The organism is Acinetobacter sp. Lyrl_1, from assembly GCF_051948795.1.
GTDB lineage: Bacteria > Pseudomonadota > Gammaproteobacteria > Pseudomonadales > Moraxellaceae > Acinetobacter > Acinetobacter towneri.
Window position 1 is genome coordinate 1 of sequence record NZ_JAYJLK010000081.1, and the last position, 3,231, is coordinate 3,231.

2 rRNA genes are annotated in these 3,231 nt (G+C 50.0%); both read right to left on the reverse strand.

The features are described from left to right. Positions 1-8: 8 nt before the first annotated feature. Positions 9-123 (reverse strand): 5S ribosomal RNA (gene rrf, locus VF675_RS13510). Between the two features lie 191 nt (positions 124-314). Further along, positions 315-3,208: ribosomal RNA gene (locus VF675_RS13515) — 23S ribosomal RNA — on the reverse strand. Between the last annotated feature and the right edge of the window lie 23 nt (positions 3,209-3,231).

Here is a 3,231-nt window from a genome sequence, read left to right on the forward strand (position 1 = left end):
GAATAATGAGCTGGCGATGACTTACTCTCACATGGGTAACCCCACACTACCATCAGCGCGAAGAGGTTTCACTTCTGAGTTCGGGAAGGGATCAGGTGGTTCACTCTTGCTATGGTCGCCAGCACAACTGTTTACGGAGACTTGCATTGGTCTTATTCACGATGGTGATGCACTGCGTTTTCCGAATCTGTAACAGATTGGGCTGTATTGGGTCTGAATTTTATTGTTTAGCGTTAACTAAATCAAGATCAGTCTGAATTGACTGATTGGATTTGAATCGATTGAGCATACAACCCCAACTGTTTGGGTGTTGTATAGTCAAGCCTCACGAGCAATTAGTATTGGTCAGCTTCACATATCGCTATGCTTCCACATCCAACCTATCAACGTCGTAGTCTTCAACGGCTCTTTAGGAGGCATAAAGCCTCGGGGAAATCTTATCTTGAGGTAGGCTTCCCGCTTAGATGCTTTCAGCGGTTATCCCTTCCGAACATAGCTACCCGGCGATGCGACTGGCGTCACAACCGGTACACCAGAGGTTCGTCCACTCTGGTCCTCTCGTACTAGGAGCAGATCCTCTCAAATTTCCAGCGCCCACGGTAGATAGGGACCGAACTGTCTCACGACGTTCTAAACCCAGCTCGCGTACCTCTTTAAATGGCGAACAGCCATACCCTTGGGACCTGCTTCAGCCCCAGGATGAGATGAGCCGACATCGAGGTGCCAAACACCGCCGTCGATATGAACTCTTGGGCGGTATCAGCCTGTTATCCCCAGAGTACCTTTTATCCGTTGAGCGATGGCCCTTCCATACAGAACCACCGGATCACTAAGACCTACTTTCGTACCTGCTCGACTTGTGGGTCTCGCAGTTAAGCGCGCTTTTGCCTTTATACTCTACGCGTGATTTCCGACCACGCTGAGCGCACCTTCGTACTCCTCCGTTACTCTTTAGGAGGAGACCGCCCCAGTCAAACTACCCACCAGACATGGTCCTCGTCCCGGATAACGGGACAGAGTTAGAACCTCAACATTACCAGGGTGGTATTTCAAGGACGGCTCCACTCGGACTAGCGTCCAAGTTTCAAAGCCTCCCACCTATCCTACACAAGTAAGGTCAAAGTTCAATGTCAAGCTGCAGTAAAGGTTCACGGGGTCTTTCCGTCTAGCCGCGGGTACACCGCATCTTCACGGCGAATTCGATTTCACTGAGCCTCTGCTGGAGACAGCGCCGCCATCATTATGCCATTCGTGCAGGTCGGAACTTACCCGACAAGGAATTTCGCTACCTTAGGACCGTTATAGTTACGGCCGCCGTTTACTGGGGCTTCGATCAAGAGCTTCGCTTACGCTAACCCCATCAATTAACCTTCCAGCACCGGGCAGGCATCACACCCTATACGTCCACTTTCGTGTTTGCAGAGTGCTATGTTTTTAATAAACAGTTGCAGCGGCCTGGTTTCTGAGGCTGTCGACAGCTCAAGGAGCGAGTCCTATCACCATCAACAGCGTACCTTCTCCCGAAGTTACGGTACCATTTTGCCTAGTTCCTTCAGCAGAGTTCTCTCAAGCGCTTTGGTCTACTCGACCTGACCACCTGTGTCGGTTTCGGGTACGATTCCAGTGTAACTGAAGCTTAGAGACTTTTCCTGGAAGCAGGGTATCAGCCACTTCACTGTACAAGTACAGCTTGCTATCAGATCTCAGCATAGAGCACCCCGGATTTGCCTAAGATGCATGCCTACTTCCTTTCACCTGGACAACCAACGCCAGGCTGACTTAACCTTCTCCGTCCTCTCATCGCATTACACTGAAGTATTGGAATATTAACCAATTTCCCATCGACTACGCCTCTCGGCCTCGCCTTAGGGGTCGACTCACCCAGCCCCGATTAACGTTGGACTGGAACCCTTGGTCTTTCAGCGAACGGGTTTTTCACCCGTTTTGTCGTTACTCACGTCAGCATTCGCACTTCTGATACCTCCAGCAGACTTCTCAATCCACCTTCTTCGGCTTACAGAACGCTCCCCTACCACGCATAATAAATTATGCATCCGCAGCTTCGGCACATAGTTTTAGCCCCGTTACATCTTCCGCGCAGGCCGACTCGACTAGTGAGCTATTACGCTTTCTTTAAAGGGTGGCTGCTTCTAAGCCAACCTCCTAGCTGTCTATGCCTTCCCACATCGTTTCCCACTTAACTATGATTTTGGGGCCTTAGCTGGCGGTCTGGATTGTTTTCCTCTTGACTACGGACGTTAGCACCCGCAGTCTGTCTCCCGGATAGTACTCATTGGTATTCGGAGTTTGCATCGGTTTGGTAAGTCGGGATGACCCCCTAGCCGAAACAGTGCTCTACCCCCAATGGTATTCGTCCGAGGCGCTACCTAAATAGCTTTCGGGGAGAACCAGCTATCACCGAGTTTGATTAGCCTTTCACCCCTATCCACAAGTCATCCCCTGGCTTTTCAACGACAGTGGGTTCGGTCCTCCAGTTAGTGTTACCCAACCTTCAACCTGCTCATGGATAGATCACCCGGTTTCGGGTCTATACCCAGCAACTAAACGCCCTATTAAGACTCGATTTCTCTACGGCTCCCCTATTCGGTTAACCTTGCTACTGAATATAAGTCGCTGACCCATTATACAAAAGGTACGCAGTCACCAAACAAGTTGGCTCCCACTGCTTGTATGCATGCGGTTTCAGGATCTATTTCACTCCCCTCACAGGGGTTCTTTTCGCCTTTCCCTCACGGTACTGGTTCACTATCGGTCAGTCAGGAGTATTTAGCCTTGGAGGATGGTCCCCCCATATTCAGACAAGGTTTCACGTGCCTCGCCCTACTCGTCATCATTATGTGTGCCCTTTCGTGTACAGGACTATCACCCACTATGGTTGCACTTCCCAGAGCATTCCACTAAAACACACATAACTTAATGGGCTTTTCCCCTTTCGCTCGCCGCTACTGAGGGAATCTCAATTGATTTCTTTTCCTACGGGTACTGAGATGTTTCACTTCCCCGCGTTCGCTTCGTATGACTATGTATTCATCATACGATACCTACCTTAAGGTAGGTGGGTTTCCCCATTCAGAAATCTCCGGATCAAAGGATATTTGCCGCCTCCCCGGAGCTTTTCGCAGGCTATCACGTCTTTCTTCGCCTCTGACTGCCAAGGCATCCACCACATGCACTTAATTACTTGACTATACAACCCCAAACAGTCGTTAA